Origin of the sequence: Roseovarius albus, assembly GCF_900172335.1 — a bacterium.
Lineage (GTDB): Bacteria > Pseudomonadota > Alphaproteobacteria > Rhodobacterales > Rhodobacteraceae > Roseovarius > Roseovarius albus.
Genome location: NZ_FWFX01000003.1, coordinates 345,318 through 363,101, shown reverse-complemented (window position 1 = coordinate 363,101; position 17,784 = coordinate 345,318). Strand labels below are relative to the sequence as shown.

At 56.2% G+C, this 17,784-nt stretch carries 16 protein-coding genes; 8 read left to right on the top strand and 8 right to left on the bottom strand.

Going from position 1 to position 17,784, the window contains the following annotated elements; genetic code table 11:
• Nucleotides 1-131 precede the first annotated feature (131 nt).
• Nucleotides 132-461, bottom strand: coding sequence for a hypothetical protein (locus tag ROA7450_RS07120; RefSeq protein WP_085804991.1), 330 nt, complete (start codon nt 459-461; stop codon nt 132-134).
• Between the two features lie 459 nt (nt 462-920).
• On the bottom strand, nt 921-2,135 hold the full coding sequence (locus tag ROA7450_RS07115) for an FAD-dependent monooxygenase (protein ID WP_085805060.1): 1,215 nt from the start codon (nt 2,133-2,135) through the stop codon (nt 921-923).
• Between the two features lie 88 nt (nt 2,136-2,223).
• Between ROA7450_RS07115 and ROA7450_RS07110 the strand changes: the two genes are divergently transcribed.
• The 4 genes from ROA7450_RS07110 to ROA7450_RS07095 all read left to right on the top strand — a co-directional run bounded on the left by ROA7450_RS07110 (nt 2,224) and on the right by ROA7450_RS07095 (nt 8,566).
• On the top strand, nt 2,224-3,552 hold the full coding sequence (locus tag ROA7450_RS07110; RefSeq protein WP_085804990.1) for an amidase: 1,329 nt from the start codon (nt 2,224-2,226) through the stop codon (nt 3,550-3,552).
• A gap of 158 nt (nt 3,553-3,710) precedes the next feature.
• The gene (locus ROA7450_RS07105; protein WP_085804989.1) at nt 3,711-4,889 is read left to right on the top strand and encodes an aminotransferase class I/II-fold pyridoxal phosphate-dependent enzyme; all 1,179 of its coding nucleotides are present in this window, start codon (nt 3,711-3,713) and stop codon (nt 4,887-4,889) included.
• Between the two features lie 19 nt (nt 4,890-4,908).
• Nucleotides 4,909-7,884 carry a DNA translocase FtsK gene (locus ROA7450_RS07100; protein ID WP_085804988.1) on the top strand — a complete coding sequence of 992 codons (2,976 nt, stop codon included), beginning with the start codon at nt 4,909-4,911 and terminating at the stop codon, nt 7,882-7,884.
• 76 nt (nt 7,885-7,960) lie between these two features.
• Entirely contained in the window at nt 7,961-8,566 is a 606-nt protein-coding gene (locus ROA7450_RS07095) for a LolA family protein (RefSeq protein ID WP_085804987.1), read from the top strand.
• A gap of 48 nt (nt 8,567-8,614) precedes the next feature.
• On the opposite strand, the gene ROA7450_RS07090 is transcribed toward ROA7450_RS07095, so the two are convergent.
• Complete coding sequence (locus tag ROA7450_RS07090; protein WP_085804986.1) at nt 8,615-9,202, bottom strand: transglycosylase SLT domain-containing protein; 588 nt, start codon at nt 9,200-9,202, stop codon at nt 8,615-8,617.
• A 90-nt stretch (nt 9,203-9,292) separates the two neighbouring features.
• The gene (locus ROA7450_RS07085; protein ID WP_085804985.1) at nt 9,293-10,174 is read right to left on the bottom strand and encodes an AEC family transporter; all 882 of its coding nucleotides are present in this window, start codon (nt 10,172-10,174) and stop codon (nt 9,293-9,295) included.
• An 84-nt stretch (nt 10,175-10,258) separates the two neighbouring features.
• On the opposite strand from ROA7450_RS07085, the gene hspQ reads away from it, so the two are divergent.
• Nucleotides 10,259-10,585, top strand: a complete 327-nt coding sequence (gene hspQ, locus ROA7450_RS07080; RefSeq protein WP_085804984.1) for a heat shock protein HspQ — start codon at nt 10,259-10,261, stop codon at nt 10,583-10,585.
• Between the two features lie 60 nt (nt 10,586-10,645).
• Here the strand turns inward: hspQ and ROA7450_RS07075 are convergent, their stop codons facing one another.
• The 3 genes from ROA7450_RS07075 to ROA7450_RS07065 all read right to left on the bottom strand — a co-directional run bounded on the left by ROA7450_RS07075 (nt 10,646) and on the right by ROA7450_RS07065 (nt 13,265).
• Nucleotides 10,646-12,223 (bottom strand): gamma-glutamyltransferase family protein, encoded by a 1,578-nt coding sequence (locus ROA7450_RS07075; RefSeq protein ID WP_085804983.1) that lies wholly within the window; start codon nt 12,221-12,223, stop codon nt 10,646-10,648.
• A 212-nt stretch (nt 12,224-12,435) separates the two neighbouring features.
• Nucleotides 12,436-12,912, bottom strand: a complete 477-nt coding sequence (locus ROA7450_RS07070) for an ATP-binding protein (protein WP_268808449.1) — start codon at nt 12,910-12,912, stop codon at nt 12,436-12,438.
• A 14-nt stretch (nt 12,913-12,926) separates the two neighbouring features.
• Nucleotides 12,927-13,265, bottom strand: a complete 339-nt coding sequence (locus ROA7450_RS07065) for an STAS domain-containing protein (protein ID WP_085804981.1) — start codon at nt 13,263-13,265, stop codon at nt 12,927-12,929.
• Between the two features lie 90 nt (nt 13,266-13,355).
• Between ROA7450_RS07065 and ROA7450_RS07060 the strand changes: the two genes are divergently transcribed.
• The 3 genes from ROA7450_RS07060 to ROA7450_RS07050 all read left to right on the top strand — a co-directional run bounded on the left by ROA7450_RS07060 (nt 13,356) and on the right by ROA7450_RS07050 (nt 17,469).
• Entirely contained in the window at nt 13,356-14,528 is a 1,173-nt protein-coding gene (locus ROA7450_RS07060) for a thiolase family protein (protein ID WP_085804980.1), read from the top strand.
• Nucleotides 14,529-14,656: 128 nt separating this feature from the next.
• A complete protein-coding gene (locus ROA7450_RS07055; RefSeq protein WP_085804979.1) occupies nt 14,657-15,679 on the top strand; it encodes an aspartate-semialdehyde dehydrogenase in 1,023 nt (340 codons plus the stop codon).
• A 161-nt stretch (nt 15,680-15,840) separates the two neighbouring features.
• Nucleotides 15,841-17,469, top strand: coding sequence for a DUF4139 domain-containing protein (locus ROA7450_RS07050; protein WP_085804978.1), 1,629 nt, complete (start codon nt 15,841-15,843; stop codon nt 17,467-17,469).
• Between the two features lie 3 nt (nt 17,470-17,472).
• Here ROA7450_RS07050 and ROA7450_RS07045 read toward each other — a convergent pair whose 3' ends face one another.
• On the bottom strand, nt 17,473-17,784 hold the full coding sequence (locus ROA7450_RS07045; RefSeq protein WP_085804977.1) for a P-II family nitrogen regulator: 312 nt from the start codon (nt 17,782-17,784) through the stop codon (nt 17,473-17,475).

The following is a 17,784-nucleotide window of genomic DNA, read 5'->3' as shown; positions in this document are numbered from 1 at the left end:
GGTGACTTGGTTTATAATTCACCAAGATAATATCCGATATTTAGAACGTCCAAATTCGCGCTGAATACGGAATGGTATTAGCGAGTAAGCCGACTGTCAGACGTTTGCCACGAAGATGTGTGATGCTCGGCTTAATCTTTAATTTCGTTGCAGCGCACCACAACGGCATCCGCCGGAAAGATCAGAGACTGGATGTAGTCTTTGCCCTTGGCGTGAAGCGCCCGTGCCATGCGGGAGAAGAGAGATAGCTCCTTTTCAGGGGCACGCTCGATGATCACAGGCTCGCAAGGTGGCAGGAGCGGCAGGCTTTCACGCTTTTTACGGCACTTTTCGCTCAGGTCGACATGCATGATCAGTGGGTTGTTTGCGTAGTCTGGTTCAGCGGAAAGGTGGGCTGCGCAATCCTCTTGGCGAGGATGCGCATTTTCCCTAAAGGTCGACGGTTCACTTTGCTTACTCATTACAATCACTCGCTATCTTTATACTCACTACAAACACTCGGTACGCGTCACTCGTTAAACTTATTTCCCCCAGGCTTTAATCTGTCGCCTGTTACCGTAATATTTATATACATGACTGAATTTGGGACTGGAAGTCCTTTAAATGGGATTGACGTCTTCAGGTTGTCCTGGTGCCCCACCTAAATCGACCAGCTGAAATGCGGGTTTCCCAGTTGGGGATGTTCCCTACTGGACTGGTGGTTTTGTTTCATTGGGGGCGACAGATTGAGTAAATCCGCCTTATTTTTGACACATTTTGGGCAATTGTCCTCAAGTTGGAAATTCACTGTATTTAGCATTTTTGGTTTACACTTAGATTCACAGCAGGGGCGTGCTCAATGCCAAACCGGCGAAGGTCATCAAATCGGGAACCGACGCCAGTGGACATTCCTGGGTTGTGTAAGGTGGAGAACGCCTGATTCAGGCTTTCATCAAATCCGGAAGCTCCCCGGTGAGACCGGCCGCCTCGCGGATGAAGCTGCGGCGCAGACCCGGCATTGATCCGATCAAGCCCATTCCCAGATCACGTCCCAGGCGCAGCAACCCGTTGTCGTTGGAAAAGAGCCGATTGGTGACATCGGTGACCATCGCCAAGGTGGCGGTATCAAACCGCCGCCATTGTTGATAGCGCGCCAGAACATCTGGCGCGGCGATGTCTTCGCCGCGTTTGGAAGCCTCGGAAATGACCTGCGCGAGTGCAGCGACATCGCGCAGACCTGCATTCAACCCTTGGCCCGCGATGGGGTGCATACCGTGTGCGGCGTCGCCGATCAGGGCGAGACGTGGGGCGATGAAGCTGTCAGCGAGTGTCAGGCCCAGAGGATAGGTGTAACGTTTGCCGCGCAGTTTGATATCGCCCAGAAAGTCGCCGAAGCGGGGGCGCAGAATTTCCATGAACTCGTCGTCATCCAGCGCATCAAATTGCGCCGCCGTCTCGGCGGTTTCGCTCCAGACAATAGAGGAGACATTTCCGGGCAGGGGTAAAATGGCCAGCGGGCCGGGAGGCATGAAGAACTGATGTGCGATGCCGTTATGGGGCAGTTCATGTTCTATTGCAGCGACCAATGCGGTTTGTTGATAACCCCAGCCGGTGCGTTTGATCCCGGCACGGGTTGCGGTTTCCGAGGCCCGTCCGTCCGATCCGATAGCCATGCAACCCTGCAAGACATCACCATTGTCAAGCGTCAGGGCGACACCAGCGCCTTCGACTGCCTGTGCGACCACCTTGCCGGTGATCTGGCGAATGCGAGGCTCGGCATCCATTGCCTCCAGAAAGGCGCGGCGTAAGAAACGATCCTCCAGCATATGGCCCATGGGGCCTTCTTCGATCTCGGCGTGATCAAAATGCATGAAAAACGGCGATGGTCCCTCGCCCGCGCGACCGTCTGAGACCTTGATTTCCAACATCGGCTGAGCGTTCTCCGCAACCCGATCCCAGATTTCAATTGCGCGCAACAAGCGGACCGAAGCCAAGGCCAGTGCATAGCCACGCCCGTCAAAAGCCGCATCCTTGCGGATCTCGCTGGTTTGAGCATCGATGACGGTCACGCCATGCCCTGCCTGTGCTAGAGCCAAGGCCAGAGCTGGGCCGTTCAACCCGCCCCCTACGATCAGGATATCGTTCTCATGCGTCATGTCCTTCAATATGCTGCGCGATGTGGGATTGTCCATGTGTTGTGTTGCCGCTACCGTCTGCGCGACGAGAGATTCAGGAGACAGCGTGATGCAAGAGTGGTTGACCATGACAGCGGCAGATCTGGGCCGAGGTATTGGCAAGGGTGAGATTGACCCAGTGGCCCTGACGCAGACCTATCTGGATGCGATTGACGCGCACCCGCATCGTGATCGGATTTATTCCGAGGTGACGCATGAGCGCGCTCTGGCTGAATCTGGGGCGGCGCAGACCCGCGCGAAAGCGGGACAGAGATTGAGTGCCTTGGACGGTGTGCCTGTTAGTTGGAAAGACCTGTTTGATACGGCAGGCATTGCCACTGAATCCGGCAGTGCGCTGCTCAAAGGTCGCACGCCCGCGCGCGATGCAGAAGTGCTGCGCAATGCGACGATGGCAGGGTTGGTCTGTCTGGGTAAAACCCATATGAGCGAGTTGGCCTTTTCAGGGCTTGGCCTGAACCCAATGACCGCCACGCCGCCTTGCGTGAATGACGAAGGGGCTGTGCCTGGTGGATCATCATCCGGGGCAGGGGCCAGCGTGGCGTTCAATCTGGCGCCTTGCGGGATTGGAAGTGACACCGGGGGATCGGTGCGAATTCCGTCGGCATGGAATGATTTGGTTGGATTGAAAACGACCAGTGGACGGTTGTCTCTTGATGGGGCCGTGCCCCTATGTTCCAAGTTCGATACCGTAGGGCCGCTTTGTCGCACGGTAGAGGATTGTGCCTTGATGTTGGCCGCGCTGGAAGGCGGTCAGGCTGCGGATCTTAAGGGCACATCGCTGAAAGGTGTTCGTTTTGCCACGCTTCAAACCGGCGTTCTGGATGATATTCGTATAGCACCGCGCGATGCGTATCAAAGTGCCGTGGCGCGTCTACAGGCGGCCGGGGCCGAGATTGTGCCAATTGAAGTGCCGGAGGTTGAAGAGGCGCTGTCGATGTCTGGCGTGATTTTCACCGCCGAGGCTTATGGCATCTGGCAGGACACGATTGAAGCCGCGCCCGAAAAGATGTTCCCGCCAATTCTGGAGCGTTTCCGTTTGGGTAAAGAGATCACCGCGCCGGCCTATATTGCAGCATGGAACCGGTTGGACGAATTGCGTGCCATCTGGAACGCGCGCGTCGCGGAATTTGATGCAGTGTTGATGCCGACGGCGCCGATTCTGCCGCCCAATCATGATCGCTTGCTGAGTGATGACGAATACTATGTCACCGAAAACCTGCTGGCGCTGCGCAACACGCGTGTGGGTAATCTGTTGGGCCTATGTGCGGTGACTTTGCCCACCGGCGTGCCGAGCTGCGGCATCATGCTCTGCGGCAAGCCCTTTGGCGAAGAGGCGCTGTTGCGCGTCTCGCATGCGGCCGAAGAGGCGCTTAGCTAACTTATTGGTGGCGTGTGATTTTGTGGCGCTATGGCTGGATCGCCATATTTGCCACAAATCACATGTCAAGACATTGGTTTTGCTGGACCTAAAGCCTCACCTTGGGTAGATTCAGGGTCAAGAGGGACAAAAGTCCCCGGATTTTGAGGCAGTAACCAATGTTCCCTAAGCGGTTTTCGAACCTTCCGGAATATGCATTTCCGCGTTTGCGGCGTTTGCTTGATGTGCATCCGCCCGGTGGTGACGTTGTGCATATGACAATTGGAGAACCAAAGCACAACTTTCCCCCGTGGATCGTTGATATCATCAAAGAAAATGCAGCGGGTTTCGGGAAGTACCCTGTGAACGAGGGCAAGCCTGAGCTGCTGGAGGCGATCACAACCTGGATCGGCCAGCGCTACGGTGTGGTGATGGATCCGACGAAAAACGTGATGGCGTTAAATGGCACACGCGAAGGGTTGTATAACGCCATGATGGCGGTCTGCCCCGAGGTGAAGAATGGTCAGCCCAAAGTGCTGTTGCCCAATCCTTTTTATCAAGTTTATATGGTTGCGGCGATCAGCGTGGGGGCAGAGCCTGTGTTGCTGAACGCCACACCTGACAACGGGTACATGCCCGATTTCACGGCGCTGTCGCCGGATCTGCTCAATCAAGTGGCGGTGGCTTATCTGTGTTCCCCCAGTAATCCGCAAGGGGCTGTGGCGAGCCGGGACTACTGGGTAGACTTGATTCAGCTGGCTGAGAAATACGATTTCAAGGTCTTCGCTGACGAGTGTTATTCCGAGATTTACCGTGGTGAAGAGCCGCCTGTCGGGGCCTTGCAGGTCGCGCATGATCTGGGCGCTGATCCTGAACGGGTGCTGGCATTCCATAGCCTGTCGAAACGGTCAAACCTGCCGGGGTTGCGCAGCGGCTTTGTTGCCGGTGGGCCTGAAAACATTACGCGTATTCGTCAGCTACGGAATTATTCGGGCAGCCCGCTGCCAATGCCGCTTCAACATGTGGCTGAAAAGGTCTGGGCGGACGAGTCCCATGTGATCGAAAACCGCCGCCTTTACCGCGAAAAATACGATATGGCGGATGAGATCATGACCGAGGTGCCCGGATACAGTGGACCAGAGGCCGGGTTTTTCCTGTGGCTGCCAGTGAATGACGGTGAAAAAGCCGCACTAAAGGCCTGGGTTGAAACTGGGGTGCGGGTGCTGCCCGGCGCTTATCTCAGCCGCGAGGTAAACGGGTTCAATCCCGGAAAAGAATTTATTCGGGTCGCATTGGTGGCCCCAAAAGAAGAGACAGAACAAGGCCTGATCCGCCTGCGTGACTGTCTTTATAAGTAAGAACGAGGACGAGGGTAACATGGCATATCAGACACGTGGACGCGAACCATTGCTGGATAGCTCGATGGCTGAAGCTATCGAAAAACGCGGCAAGGAAATGCTGGGGCTGGGCCTGTTGGCACTTGCCGCACTGGCAGCGGTGATGATCGCGACCTACACGCCTGATGATCCTAGCTGGCTGTCGGCGACGGACGCGCCGGTGCAAAATGCGCTTGGCCGGTTAGGTGCATCGATTGCCGCGCCTTTGTTCATGATCGTTGGTGGCGGCGCTTGGGGCGTTGCGCTGGTTCTGGCTGCTTGGGGTTTGCGTTTTGCCTTGCACAAGGGAGAAGAACGCGCCGTGTCCCGTCTGATTTTTGCGCCGATCTGGATCGCGGTGCTGGCGCTCTATGCCTCAACCCTCACACCGGGCGCAGAATGGGCCGCGACCCATAGCTTTGGCCTGGGTGGCTTGTTTGGGGATACGATTCTAGGCGCGCTGTTGGGCATTCTGCCGGTAAGCGCAGGTCTGGGCATCAAGCTGATGTCCTTGGTGCTGGGCATTTCCATGCTGGCATTGGGGGCGTTTGTACTGGGCTTCACCAAGCCTGAGCTGGCGCGCATCTGGCGTTTCCTGCTGGTGGGCGTGATCATGACCTATGCCCGGCTGATGAACCTGTTGGGCCGAGGGGCGTCGGGTGCCGTTCACGCGGCGCAAGGAGCACAGACCCGTATGGCCGAACGTCGTGCAGCACGCGCTAATGTGCAGGATGCCGTTCTTGAAGATGACGTCGATTACGTCGAATTTGATGCACCAGAGGTAGCGGCACCACGAGTGCCTTCGCCAGTGGTCCGCCGCGCGGTCGAGCCGGTCCTGTCGCGTCAGCGCGAAGAGGCAGCAGAGCCTATCGTCAAAGAGACCGTTGAGCCGGAAAAATCTGGTGGGTTGCGGGCCCTGATGCCATCGCTGATGCGCAAACCCGAACCGATGCCGGAGCCCGAATTGGTCGAGGCGCACATCCCGGCAGATCTAGTGGAGATGGAAGGCCCGACTGATGACAGGATCAAGGCCAAGATTTCTAGCATCATCAAATCCCGCGTGCGCCAGTCGCCTGCCGTGCAGGTCGAAAGCGTTGCGCCGCTGACCAAGGGGCGTGGTCGTGGGCCCGACCCACTTATTCTGGACACAACCCGTCGTCGGGGGATTCCGGCTGAGCCGCCACTGACAGCGGCAACCCCATTTACGGCGCACGAGCAACCGGTTCTTGATGAAGACGCCTTTGAAGCCCCGATGGACATTGATGTGGTCGACGAGGCTGACATCGATGCAGCGATGATGACACCGGAAAACACCATGCAAGCCGATGCGCACGTGGTGCCGGAACGGTTGCCAATGCCCGAGGCGCGCGCTGTGGTTCAGCATACGCCACGCAAGGCGGTTCAGCCATCCGCACGCGCTGCGGCCGAGGCCCAGCCGTCGCTGCAATTCGAAGAAAAGAACAAGGTGGAATATGAGCTGCCGCCCTTGGGCTTGTTGTCGAATCCGATCAATATAGAACGCCATCACCTGAGTGATGAAGCGCTCGAAGAAAATGCGCGCATGCTGGAAAACGTGCTGGATGACTATGGGGTCAAGGGCGAGATCGTCTCGGTTCGTCCGGGTCCGGTCGTCACCATGTACGAGTTGGAGCCTGCACCGGGTCTAAAGGCCAGCCGTGTGATTGGTTTGGCAGATGATATTGCGCGCTCGATGAGTGCACTGTCTGCGCGTGTCTCCACGGTGCCGGGGCGCAGCGTAATCGGGATTGAATTGCCGAATGAAAACCGCGAAATGGTCGCACTTCGCGAACTATTGTCGACCCGTGACTTTGGCGATGGCAATCAAAAGCTGCCACTGGCACTGGGCAAAGACATCGGTGGTGATCCGGTGATTTCAAACCTCGCCAAGATGCCTCACCTGTTGATCGCGGGGACCACCGGATCAGGTAAATCTGTGGCGATCAACACGATGATCTTGTCGCTGCTCTATAAGCTGACGCCGGATGAATGTCGTCTGATCATGATTGACCCCAAGATGCTGGAACTGTCGGTTTATGATGGCATTCCGCACCTGCTGTCCCCGGTTGTGACTGACCCGAAAAAGGCGGTTGTCGCCTTGAAATGGGTCGTGGCCGAGATGGAAGATCGCTATCGCAAGATGTCCAAGATGGGTGTGCGCAACATCGATGGTTACAATGGCCGCGTGGCAGAAGCCCTGTCCAAAGGTGAGACCTTTAGCCGTACGGTGCAGACCGGCTTTGATGATGAGACCGGCGAGCCAGTGTTCGAGACCGAGGAAATCATTCCCGAAAAAATGCCATATATCGTCGTTATAGTTGACGAGATGGCCGACCTGATGATGGTTGCTGGCAAAGAAATCGAAGCCTGTATTCAACGCTTGGCGCAGATGGCGCGGGCTTCGGGTATTCACCTGATCATGGCGACACAGCGTCCCTCGGTGGACGTGATCACCGGTACGATCAAAGCGAACTTCCCCACCCGGATTTCGTTCCAGGTGACCTCGAAAGTCGACAGCCGTACCATTCTGGGCGAGATGGGCGCCGAACAGCTCTTAGGTATGGGCGACATGCTTTACATGGCCGGTGGCGGTAAAATCACCCGCTGTCACGGTCCGTTTGTCTCGGACGAAGAAGTTGAAGAAGTGGTCAATAACCTCAAAGCTTACGGTCCACCTGAATATGTCGGTGGCGTTGTTGAAGGCCCGGAAGAGGAAAAAGCCAGCAACATCGATGCGGTTCTGGGGCTTGGGGGCAATACCGATGGCGAGGATGCGCTCTATGATACGGCCGTCGCGATTGTGATTAAAGACCGCAAATGCAGCACCTCCTACATCCAGCGCAAGCTGTCGATCGGCTACAACAAGGCTGCGAAGCTAGTGGAGCAGATGGAAGACGAGGGTGTTGTCAGCGCGGCGAACCACGTTGGCAAGCGCGAAATCCTGGTTCCTGAACAATAAGGCGGATCGTTGCCATATCAGAAAAAACCAAATAGGGCCGGGTGTACATCCGGCCCTTTCTACTTATGTAAGAGATATGAACAAGATACGTATTATTCTGGCCTCGGCCCTGACCACAGCGACATTGGCTGCGCCTGCATGGGCGCAGGGCCTCTCGCTTGGCCAGCTTTCGAACTACCTCAACAGCTTCAAGTCAGCTTCGGGGGAGTTCACACAGATCAATGATGATGGCACAATCAGCACCGGGCAGATCTATATCAAACGCCCCGGGCGAGTGCGGTTCGAATACAACCCGCCTGAAAAAACGCTGGTTGTCGCAGATGGCAGCACGGTTGGGGTGATCGATCCCAAGTCGAACACAGGACCCGAGGGTTACCCGCTCAATAAAACCCCGCTCAAGATCATTCTGGCGCGCAAGGTTGATTTTAGCCGCGCACGCATGGTTACAGGACACAAAAGCGACGGCAAGACAACAACTGTCCGAGCGCAAGATCCGGAACATCCTGAATATGGAAGTATCGATCTGGTGTTCACCGGTAACCCGGTTGAATTGCGCCAATGGGTAATCAATGACAGTAGCGGTAGCCAAACCACGGTGATCTTGGGGGACCTCAAGAAGAACGTGCAACTGGGAAACGACAAGTTTGTCATCCCGGGATTGGGTGCTAACACTCGGAACTGATTTTTAATGGAACTGTCAGAGCGGGGGCAAAGCCCGCTCTGTTTCGGTTTAGATTACTCCGCAGCCCTTGAGCTGTGAGCGATAGGTGTAGCCGCGTTCTTCGACCGAGGAGGCGACGCGCACCAACCATGGTTTGCCATTGTAGCTTTGGCGTGAGTAGCCGCCGCGCCCTTCGTGATAGGCCAAATACTGATTGCGGGTGTCGTACATTGAGATACCAAGGCGCTGATTGCTCTCGGCCATGTACCAGCCGATGAAATCAGTCGCATCGCGGATGTCATCCCGGCGGGCCGAGCGACTGCCGGTTGAGGCCTTGTATTCATCCCATGTGCCATCAAGCGCCTGAGAATAGCCAAAGGCCGAGCTTTGCCGCCCCATTGGGATCACGCCAAGCGTAAACCGGTAAGGCGTTCGCGCGTCGGAATCGAACTTGCTCTCTTGATAGATGGTGGCCATCTGCACGTGGATTGGCACCCCCCAGCGGCGTTCAGCCGCGCGGAATGCACGTTTGTATTCGGGGCGCTGGTCAAGGATCGTGCAGGCATTATCCAATCGGCTGGGAGGGGTGTCATATCCACCACCGCCACAGGCCGCTAGCACGGTCATCAACACGAATGCGCGAAGCTTTCTGCTCATCTGCCTCTCGCTCTTTTTTGTTTATTGTGGATATTTTAACCCAATTTGCCTGGCGTGGGAATGGTGAAAAGCACCCGTAAACACAGCGTTTCACAACAAAATCACCAGTAACACGGGCATGGCGAGCACTGACATCAGGGTCGAGACCATCACCAAACCCGCGACGGCCTCGGAATCGGCCTTGTATTTTTCAGCAAGCAGGTAGGAGGTCACCGCAACGGGCGTTGCGGTTTGCAGCACCAGCACGCCAAAGGCAATGTGGTCGAGCTGAAACCAGCGTCCGATTCCCCAGGCAACGACCACGCAGACCAGCAGTTTGATCAGGCTGAGGCCCGCCGCCAGTTTCAAGCGCGCAGCATTTAACCGCCCAATGGCCACGCCTAATGTCATCAGCATGAGCGGAATTGCCATCTGCCCGGTCAATTCCAGTGTCCGGGTCAAAGCCTGCGGCGTTTGCCAGCCCTGCCAGAGGAATAAAGCCCCTAAAAGCGTGGCCCAGATCATCGGCTCGCGCAGCATCTTGCCAAAGGCGCCTTGCCCGGCGACCAAGCCGATCCCGATGGTGAAACCAAAGACCGCGCTTATCGCCAGAATGACAACAGCCATCTCCAGTCCGACTTGTCCAAAGGCAAATAAAGCCAGGGGTAAGCCCAGATTGCCGGTGTTGCCGAAGGTCATTGGTGCAAGGTAAGTCTGCCGGTTCAGCCCCCAAAGCGACAGCAGTACGGTAAAGAGCGCCAGTACTGCGAAATGTGACAAAATTGAGGCAATTGAGAGCCTGCTAAGTGCCCCAAGGTCAGCCTGAGACTGCATCAGCGCCGTAAAAATCAGGCAGGGCACGGCAATTGTCATGGCCAGCCGGGTGATAAACTGTACTGGATAATCATAACCCAGCTTGACCCAAACGTATCCGACGCCCGCAAGGCAGAAGACCGGTGCAACGATGTTCAGGACTGTTACTGTAAGGTTCACAGACTGTTTCCTCTGAAATGTGGCAAAAAGTTGGACATCACCTATGTGAGCGGGGTAAGTTGTTGACAGTTAGGTAGTATTGTTATGATGAAAACGCGTGCAAAATATTGTTTAGGGCAAGTCGTCCGCCACCGAAAGCATCCTTTTCGGGGGGTGATTTTTGATGTTGATCCCGAATTTTCGAATACTGAAGAATGGTACAACAACATTCCAGAAGAGGCGCGGCCTGATCGCGCTCAGCCGTTCTATCACCTACTGGCGGAGAACGAGAAAAGCTATTACGTCGCTTATGTGAGCGAACAAAACCTTGCCGCCGACTATTCCGGCGAGCCGGTCGATCATCCAGATATCCCTGACATGTTCGGCCCTTTTGAGGATGGACATTATCCGCTTCATTTTGCGATGAATTGAAGACAGCGATTTGAACACGGAAAACTGAACGTTGGGCGGCGTAGGCCGCCCTTTCTCATTTCAATACCCCAATGCGCAACCGTCTTTGCGCGGGTCACTGCTGCCTTCCAAGACCCCGTCAGGACGGATCTGAATGGCTTGTGCTCCGCCAAGTGGCTCATCCGGGATGACCACGTCATGTCCCAGATCCGAGAGGGACTGCCGGGTCTCGGCGCTGTATCCACGTTCGATTTTCAGTTTTCCATTGTCGCTAAAACAACGCGGGGCATCGATGGCGCTTTGCGGGTCCATTTCGAAATCCTGTAAATTCGAGAGAAATCTCGCATGACCGCAAGGTTGATAGGCCCCGCCCATCACGCCGAAGGGCATGCGGATCTGGCCGTTTTCGCGCAACATGCCGGGAATAATGGTGTGCATGGGCCGCTTGCCACCGCCCAACTCGTTGGGGTGACATTCCTGCAAAGTGAAACCAGCCCCACGGTTTTGCATCAAAATGCCGAACTTTTCCGAGGCGATGCCAGACCCGAAGCCATGGAAAATGGAATAGATCAATGACACGGCCATGCAGTCGCGATCAACGACAGTGATATAGACCGTATCACGATGAATCGCCTCGGTGATCGGCGCTGCGGCGGGCATGGCCCTCTTGGGATCAATCAGGGCCGCTAACGCTTTAGCAGTGTCCATCGACAGCATGTGATCCAGACAGTCCACATGATCAGGGTCGGCGATGAAGCGATTTCTCGCATCATAGGCGAGCTTGGTGGCTTCCGCCTCTATATGCGCACGTTCCACACCAAACGGGTCCATCGCGGCGATATCGAACTGCGCCAGAATGTTCAGCAGCAAAATCGCGGTTGCACCCTGTCCGTTGGGTGGATGCTCAACCAGATCAGTGCCCTTGTAACTGCCTGTGACTGGTTGGGTGTAATGGCCGGAATGGGTGCTGAAATCCGTCAGGGTATGGATCCCACCTAAAGCCTGCAAAGCGTTGCACATGTCCTCGGCGATCTCACCATCATAAAATGCTTTGCGGCCGTCCTTGGCGATCCGGCGCAAGACTTCGGCCTGTCCGGGCGCGCGGAAAAGCTGACCGGCTTGAAAGGGTTGTCCAGCTTTTGAGTAATGCGCGATACCATGGCCTTGCAAAACATTGCTGTCATCTTGCAGGTCGGCTCCGACCCGAGCGGCGAGTGGTACACCTGCCTCGGCATAGTGGATGGAGGGCGCGAGAATTGCATCAAGTCCAATCTTCCCGTGATCTTCGCTCAATGCGCAAAAGGCATCGATGGCACCGGGAATGGTCACGGCATCAACTGAAGATGGGGGGATCGTTACAAGCCCTTTGGCACGCAGTACGGCAGCATTTGCGGCTTTAGGTGCGCAACCCGAGCCATTGAAAGCCTGAACCTCAGTACTGCCCGGCTTATTGAACAGAACAAAGCAATCACCGCCGATGCCAGTCATTTGTGGCTCGCAAATCCCGAGTAGAACCGCCCCGGCGATGGCGGCGTCCATGGCGTTACCGCCGCGCGACAGGAGATCAATCGCCACCTTTGAGGCCAGCGGGTGCGAGGTCGCACACATGCCGTTGGTGGCCAATACCGGGGACCGTCCGGGGAAATGAAAATCGCGCATGGTGTCTCCTGTCTCTGGCGTGACCAGACACTAGGATGGCTTTTATCGATTGCCAATTGTTTGCTTGGTAAATACCTCGGCACCGCGCGCTGGGTGGGGGCTGTTTCACGCGGTGCCGAGTGAAGCTATAATCCAGCTACAGGATTTAACTGACAGTCGATTCCGGCGGATTTTCGTGAAGAATTGGGCGAATTTGGGGTTTTCACCGGGCACTATTTCTGATCTGTGCCCAATTCGAATGAAAGTAATAGAGTGTTTTGCCCGGTTTCTCGCGTGTAATGCACGGATTTGGTTTGGGAATATATCAAGAACCAGCCAAACCCTCCTTCGGGCAACTGTTCCAAAGCTACGTCCAGATCTGGTAGGTCACCCGAGGGCAGTAATCCTTCGGGAAAGGCGCGCCCTAGATCACACAATGCCACCTCCAGGTCTGATTCCAGCAAAGACAGCTCTGCCCAAAAAACGCCCGGGCCAGCATTGCCCGTATATGCATGTTCGATGATGTTATTGGTGGCTTCGGCCAACACCAGTTCGACAGTTGCGACTGTACTGTTCAAAACATCCTCCCGTCTCAGCCACTCGGCAATGGTGCACAAAAACTCTCGAGTCCCAAGATCCGTGGCGATCCCATCGATACGCCGCGTCTTTGGGGGCTGTTTCGAAACCGCCGTTCTGTTATGCCCTGACACTAGGTGCCCCCTTTCTATCCGGCGGCTTGCGCGGTGAAGGGATCAGCGCTGTCATGGATGGTGAAAATCATGTCCATCCGTGTCAGTTGAAACACCTTGGCGACATCATGCGTCAGCCCTGCCAGCTCAAACGTCTTTTCGGTGCCAAAATGTTTTTTCATCGCAACAATCGCGCCAAGCCCGCTTGAATCTACAAAGCCCACCTCTGATAGATCAAGAACCACACGATCTGGCCCTTCATCAGTGATGGCGCGCATCTCGTCTTTGAACTGAATTGCTACGGCGGCATCGATCCGTGTTTCCTTGACCGTCACGACGTTGACGTTACTTATAATCCGACTGTTCAATCGCATATTTCTCATAGCCCCTAAATAGTAGTATGGGGATGCTAGACCGGATTGGTTACGATTTGGTATGGAAGGGTCAGATCGAAAGGAAATGCCATGAATGAGGTCGTGATCGCCGGGGCTGCCCGGACACCAATGGGTGGATTTCAAGGAGATTTTGACGGGGTTGCTGCACCGATTCTGGGCGGTGCTGCAATTCGTGCTGCACTGGCAGATGCGCGAACCGAAACTGCTGATGAGGTGCTGATGGGCTGTGTTCTGCCCGCAGGGCAGGGACAGGCCCCCGCACGTCAGGCCGGGTTCCTTGGCGGCTTGAGCGAAGACGTGCCCGCCACCACGCTCAACAAAATGTGCGGCTCTGGCATGAAAGCGGCGATGATGGCGTTTGATCAGATCGCTTTGGGCCATGCGGATACGATGGTCGCGGGTGGGATGGAGAGCATGTCCAACGCGCCATACCTGCTGCCGAATATGCGTGGCGGCGCGCGCATCGGTCACACTGGCGCGCAGGATCACATGTTCCTCGATGGGTTGGAGGATGCCTATGACAAGGGCCGCCTGATGGGCACTTTTGCCGAGGATTGCGCCGAGAAATATCAATTCACCCGGGAGGCGCAGGATGAATACGCTCTCGGGTCACTTGCGGGAGCTTTGCAGGCGCAAAAGTCTGGGGAATTTGAGGGCGAGGTTACCCCGGTGACCCTGCAAACCCGCAAAGGCGAGGTGATCATCACCGAAGATGAACAACCCGGCAAAGCCCGCCCCGAAAAGATCCCGCAGCTGAAACCTGCCTTTCGCAAGGGGGGCACCGTGACGGCAGCCAATGCCTCGTCGATCTCGGATGGCGCGGCGGCGCTGGTGTTGGCCTCGCACGAGGCTGCGCAGACTCGTGACCTAAATATCCGGGCACGCATCCTGGGGCACGCCAGCCATGCGCAAGCCCCCGATTGGTTCACCACCGCGCCTGTGCCCGCCGCACAGAAGCTATTGGCGAAACTGGGATGGTCCACAGGCGATGTAGACCTTTGGGAAGTGAACGAGGCCTTTGCTGTTGTGCCCATGGCTTTCATGCAGGAGATGTCCCTGCCGCGTGACCGGGTGAATGTAAATGGCGGTGCTTGCGCCTTGGGTCATCCTATCGGGGCCAGCGGCGCGCGGATCATTGTGACCTTGCTGAATGCGCTGGAGAAACGTGGCCTCAAGCGTGGGATTGCTGCAATTTGTATCGGTGGTGGTGAGGGTACGGCTATCGCGATTGAGCGCATATAACCCGCAATTTGCGGTCTTATGTCGCCAAATCACCGCCCTGTGACAGATTGCGCGGCGAATCCGCTTTAATATATGCGCGTGCTGCGCTATGAGCGCCACGTTTAAACGCAACAAGAAGGATTCCCGAGATGGGGTACAAAGTCGCTGTCGTGGGCGCCACCGGTAACGTGGGCCGCGAAATGCTGAACATTCTGGACGAGCGCCAGTTTCCTGTGGACGAGATCGTGGCCTTGGCCAGCCGTCGTTCGCTAGGCACCGAAATCAGCTTTGGCGACCGAACTTTGACCACGAAGGATCTTGAAACCTTTGACTTCACGGGTTGGGATATTGCGCTGTTTGCCATCGGCTCAGACGCGACCAAAACCTTTGCGCCGAAAGCTGCGGCAGCAGGTTGTGTCGTGATCGATAACTCATCGCTGTACCGCTATGATCCCGAAGTGCCGCTGGTAGTGCCAGAGGTCAACCCGGAAGCGGTTGAGCAATATGGCAAGAAAAACATCATTGCCAACCCTAACTGCTCGACCGCGCAAATGGTTGTGGCACTGAAGCCGTTGCACGACCGTGCGACCATCAAACGCGTTGTTGTCTCGACCTACCAGTCAGTGTCCGGTTCGGGCAAAGACGCAATTGACGAGCTATGGGATCAGACCAAGGCGGTCTACAACCCTACGCAGGAAGTGCCGGCCAAGGTTTACACCAAGGAAATCGCGTTCAACGTGATCCCGCACATTGACGTGTTTATGGAAGACGGCTCCACCAAGGAAGAGTGGAAGATGGTTGCCGAGACGAAGAAAATCGTCGACCCGGCGATCAAGGTCACCGCCACCTGCGTACGCGTGCCGGTCTTCGTTGGCCACTCGGAAGCAGTGAACATCGAATTCGAAGAGTTCCTCGACGAAGACGAAGCCCGCGACATTCTGCGCGAGGCCCCCGGCATCATGGTCATCGACAAGCGCGAAGATGGTGGCTACGTCACACCAAAAGAATGCGTTGGCGATTACGCAACTTTCATCAGCCGCATCCGTCAAGACAGCACCATCGAAAACGGTCTGAACCTATGGTGTGTGTCCGACAACCTGCGCAAGGGCGCTGCTCTGAATGCTGTCCAGATCGCGGAAACACTGGGCAATCGAGTTCTGAAGAAAGGCTAAGCTTAGCCAACCTACAGGTTTTGAGCGGGCTTCCTATCAGGACGCCCGCTTTGTATGCGCTATGGATCAAAGGCGTAATTCCGCACAGATCCGGCGATCTGCTTGCCTTCGTCCCTTTAAGTAATTGATACTTCAATCAATTGCATTAGGAGGCGTAATCAATGCGGTATTTAGTGGCGGGATTGGCTTTGTTGCCCACATCTGTTTGGGCGGAAGACATCATTTTACAAAGCGACGTCAGCGCGGTGACACTTTACCCCGGAGGGGCGACGATCACGCGCGAGGTGCCTTTCGCGGCCCCGGCGGGCCAGCACCAGTTGATCTTGTCAGATCTGCCACGCTCGACCCCTCTGCAATCTGTCCGTGTTGCTGTCGAAGGTGCCCGCATGGGCAGTGTCAGCGCGCGCAATGACTTTGTCATCCCGCGTGATGAGGATACCAATGCCGCGATCAAAGCCGCCGAGGACAAGGTTGAGCAGCTTGAAGAAGAGCTGCGCGAAGGGTTGGCCGGGGTCGAACGTATCCGGCTTGAGGCCGAGGCAGCACGGACTCGCGCAGCATTCCTCGCGCAATTGGGCGACAACGAAGGTGTCGCTGGATTGGACGCTACCGCCTTGCGAGAATTGATCGGTGTCGTGGGCGATGAAACACTTAGCGCTTTGCAGGCGGCTCAGGATGCCGACTATCGCGCCGATACAGCGCGCGCTGATCTGCAAGACCTGCAGATTGAGTTGGAAAAGGCCCGGGCCGAACTGCGCGCCTTGGTGCCAGAAGTCGAAGAGCGCGCAATGTTATCCATTGCTGTAGATGCGGCGGAGGCAGGCGAGGGCTCGGTGACTGTGACCTACAACATTCAACAAGCAGCGTGGCAGCCGGTCTATGATCTGCATTTGGCCCGCGATACAGGTGCATTGGCTTTGGAACGCGGGGCGTTCATCCAACAAAATACTGGCGAGAACTGGGAGGATGTCGCTCTGACCCTCTCGACCGTACGTCCTTCCGAGCAGACCGCACCCAGCGAGATCTGGCCCTGGCTGCGCCGGATTTATGATCCTGAGCAAATCCAGCGCCGCACCAAAGGCATCGCCGAAGCGGATTTGGGGGCCTTTTCCGGGCAGGTCATGGCCGAAGCGGTCGCACCTGAACCGATGGTCGCGGAGGCCAGCTTCAACGGTCTTGCCGTGACATACAGCTATCCGCAACCCGTTTCGGTTGCTTCAGGCGCAGACCGTTCGCGGGTCACTCTTGGTACGCTTGAAGCTGAGGTTGATTTGATCGCACAGGCTGTGCCCATCAGCGATCAGACCGCATTTCTTATGGCCAACCTGAAAAACGACTCTGGCGAGTTGATCTTGCCGTCGAATGAGGCCAGTTTTTATCTCGATGGGCGTTTCATCGGTCGCCAGTATCTGATTTTGATCCCGGCGGGCGGAGATGTTGACCTGTCCTTCGGCCCCATCGATGGCCTGCGCCTGACGCGCACCGTGCTAGACCGCAACGAAGGGGACCGTGGCGTTCTGACCCGCTCCAACGAATTCACCGAAGAGGTGCGGATCGAAGTTGAAAACCTGACCGGCGAAAATTGGGCCGTGCGCGTCCTGGACCGTGTGCCCTTTTCCGAGCAGGAAGATCTAGAGATTGACTGGTCTGCCGGCCCGAAACCTTCCGAGACCGATTACGACAACAAACGTGGTGTTTTGGCTTGGGATTTTGACCTGCCTGCAGGTGAAACCCAACAGATCAAGCTAGGCCACAGCATTGATTGGCCGGATGGTCAGATCTTGCAGTAGATACTAAAACCGTTCTGCCCGAAGGACTTCGCAATCGGTGACGCAGACCACGCCAATGTGGCGCTCTACGACTGAGAATGCGGCTTCGAGCAGGGCATCCAGTCGCTCTGGTCGGATGATGCAAACGACTTGTACCATCCCTTCAGCGCGGCTGATCTGGCCAGAGCGTGTCCATTCTCCGGATCTGCCCGAGCCACCGAAAACTGGTAGGATCGTGTAGCCATTGACCCCGGTCTCTTGCATCGCATCGGTCAACCGCGACTGCATGACTTTTTCGATTGTAATCTCGACACGTTTGGCCTGGTGAGTTTGCAT

Bases quoted from the DNA above. Each gene is read 5' to 3' on its own strand.
- ROA7450_RS07120 (WP_085804991.1), bottom strand. From the start codon at position 461: ATGAGTAAGCAAAGTGAACCGTCGACCTTTAGGGAAAATGCGCATCCT.
- ROA7450_RS07115 (WP_085805060.1), bottom strand. From the start codon at position 2,135: ATGACGCATGAGAACGATATCCTGATCGTAGGGGGCGGGTTGAACGGC.
- ROA7450_RS07110 (WP_085804990.1), top strand. From the start codon at position 2,224: ATGCAAGAGTGGTTGACCATGACAGCGGCAGATCTGGGCCGAGGTATT.
- ROA7450_RS07105 (WP_085804989.1), top strand. From the start codon at position 3,711: ATGTTCCCTAAGCGGTTTTCGAACCTTCCGGAATATGCATTTCCGCGT.
- ROA7450_RS07100 (WP_085804988.1), top strand. From the start codon at position 4,909: ATGGCATATCAGACACGTGGACGCGAACCATTGCTGGATAGCTCGATG.
- ROA7450_RS07095 (WP_085804987.1), top strand. From the start codon at position 7,961: ATGAACAAGATACGTATTATTCTGGCCTCGGCCCTGACCACAGCGACA.
- ROA7450_RS07090 (WP_085804986.1), bottom strand. From the start codon at position 9,202: ATGAGCAGAAAGCTTCGCGCATTCGTGTTGATGACCGTGCTAGCGGCC.
- hspQ (WP_085804984.1), top strand. From the start codon at position 10,259: ATGATGAAAACGCGTGCAAAATATTGTTTAGGGCAAGTCGTCCGCCAC.
- ROA7450_RS07075 (WP_085804983.1), bottom strand. From the start codon at position 12,223: ATGCGCGATTTTCATTTCCCCGGACGGTCCCCGGTATTGGCCACCAAC.
- ROA7450_RS07065 (WP_085804981.1), bottom strand. From the start codon at position 13,265: ATGCGATTGAACAGTCGGATTATAAGTAACGTCAACGTCGTGACGGTC.
- ROA7450_RS07060 (WP_085804980.1), top strand. From the start codon at position 13,356: ATGAATGAGGTCGTGATCGCCGGGGCTGCCCGGACACCAATGGGTGGA.
- ROA7450_RS07055 (WP_085804979.1), top strand. From the start codon at position 14,657: ATGGGGTACAAAGTCGCTGTCGTGGGCGCCACCGGTAACGTGGGCCGC.
- ROA7450_RS07050 (WP_085804978.1), top strand. From the start codon at position 15,841: ATGCGGTATTTAGTGGCGGGATTGGCTTTGTTGCCCACATCTGTTTGG.
- ROA7450_RS07045 (WP_085804977.1), bottom strand. From the start codon at position 17,784: ATGCAAACTCACCAGGCCAAACGTGTCGAGATTACAATCGAAAAAGTC.